Below are 1,779 nucleotides of genomic sequence, written 5' to 3'. Positions count from 1 at the left end.
TCATATTACAAAGACTTATCGACCATTAAAGATTGTCGGCATTCTCTGATAAGTATGCAGCAACGCCATCAGGAGAAGCGTTCATACCTTTGTCACCTTTATTCCAACCTGCAGGACAAACCTCGCCATGCTCTTCATGGAATTGAAGCGCGTCAACTAGACGAATCAATTCGTCCATATTACGACCAAGCGGTAAATCGTTAACGATTTGCGAACGAACAGTACCGTTAGTATCAATCAAAAATGCACCACGGAATGCAACACCACCTTCTGACTCAACATCATAAGCCTTACAAATATCGTGGTTCATGTCTGCTGCTAGCGTATAACCTACCTGACCAATACCACCATCATTGATTGGAGTGTTTCTCCAAGCGTTGTGAGTGAAGTGAGAATCGATAGAAACACCAATAACTTCAACGCCACGAGCTTTGAAGTCATCCATTCTGTGATCCAGAGCAATCAACTCAGATGGACAAACAAAAGTAAAATCTAATGGATAAAAGAACACCAAGGCATACTTGCCTTTTGTCGCTTCAGAAAACGTAAATTCATCAACGATAGAACCGTCACCTAGTACTGCAGATACTGTAAAATCAGGAGCTTGCTTACCAACTAAAACACTCATTAGTTATTACCTTCCTTAAAAGTTTTATTCGATAGAGATACAGAACGTATCTCTTAGTGTGGTTAAAACAACGTGGCTATATTACACAGCCAGTAAAAATAATTACACCATTTCTTAGTTACTTTTTCTGAAAAAGTAAGCTTCTAAAAAAGAAAAAGAGGCCGAAGCCCCTTTTCTATTACTACATAGCATCAAATACTAGCTAGACAAAACGCCTTACCAGTGAATACCACGCATGATCGCAGCGAATGCAACCTGCTCTGTTGAAACTTTTGGCTTTTCATTAGCTTGCCCCTTACCTTGAGCCGCAGCTGAATCAGGGAACATCTTATAGCCAGTATTCATTACAATCTCACCAACCTTAGGAGCTAAGCAGTGAAGTACTGCAGCAAAAGTCCCCAAGCGTGTAGCGATACGCTTTGGTCGATGCACAATCGCTTCAGCAATCAAATCTGCCGCATCATCTGGCGACAATGTCGGAACAGAGTCGTAGATCTTAGTTGGGCCAATCATCGGCGTACGCACAAGCGGCATATTAATCGTTGTGAAAGTCACATTACTATCGGAAAATTCTGACGCAGCACAACGTGAGAATGCATCCAAAGCAGCTTTTGATGCAACGTATGCAGAAAAGCGTGGAGCATTAGTTAGTACCCCAATAGAGGAAATATTAACGATATGGCCGCACTTACGTTCTAGCATTGATGGCGCGAACCCCATAATCAAACGCAAAGAACCAAAGTAGTTTAGCTGCATAGTTCGTTCATAATCATGGAAACGGTCAAATGCATGGTTAATCGCACGTCTGATCGAGCGGCCTGCGTTATTAATCAAATAATCAACATGACCATGATCTTTTAGCACGGCTTCAACGAACTCATCACAGTTATTCATGTCCGCGAAGTCGCAACGATAAGCATGCACTTCACCCTTACCTTTTGCTTGTAGCTCAGCCTTAACTTCGTCCAGAGTCTCTTGCGTTCTAGCAGCGATACATACGATTGCCTCAGCATCTACCAATTTATGCGCAGTCGCCAATCCGATACCCGATGTTGCACCCGTGACAACACAAACTTTTCCACCAACAGTACCTTTTAAGGAACGATCTTTATGTAAATCTGGGTCTAGGTTACGCTCCCAAAAATCCCAAA

At 42.4% G+C, this 1,779-nt stretch carries 2 protein-coding genes; both read right to left on the bottom strand.

Going from position 1 to position 1,779, the window contains the following annotated elements; genetic code table 11:
- Positions 1-25: 25 nt before the first annotated feature.
- Positions 26-628: a peroxiredoxin gene (locus A3735_RS01280; RefSeq protein WP_068515509.1), complete on the bottom strand. Its 603-nt coding sequence runs from the start codon at positions 626-628 to the stop codon at positions 26-28.
- Positions 629-844: 216 nt separating this feature from the next.
- A partial coding sequence (locus A3735_RS01275; protein WP_156499304.1) for an SDR family NAD(P)-dependent oxidoreductase occupies positions 845-1,779 on the bottom strand: 935 nt, incomplete at its 5' end.

Source organism: Oleiphilus sp. HI0061 (assembly GCF_001635675.1).
The sequence above is the reverse complement of the archived record's forward strand: the minus strand, read 5'-3'. Positions and strand labels throughout refer to the sequence as shown.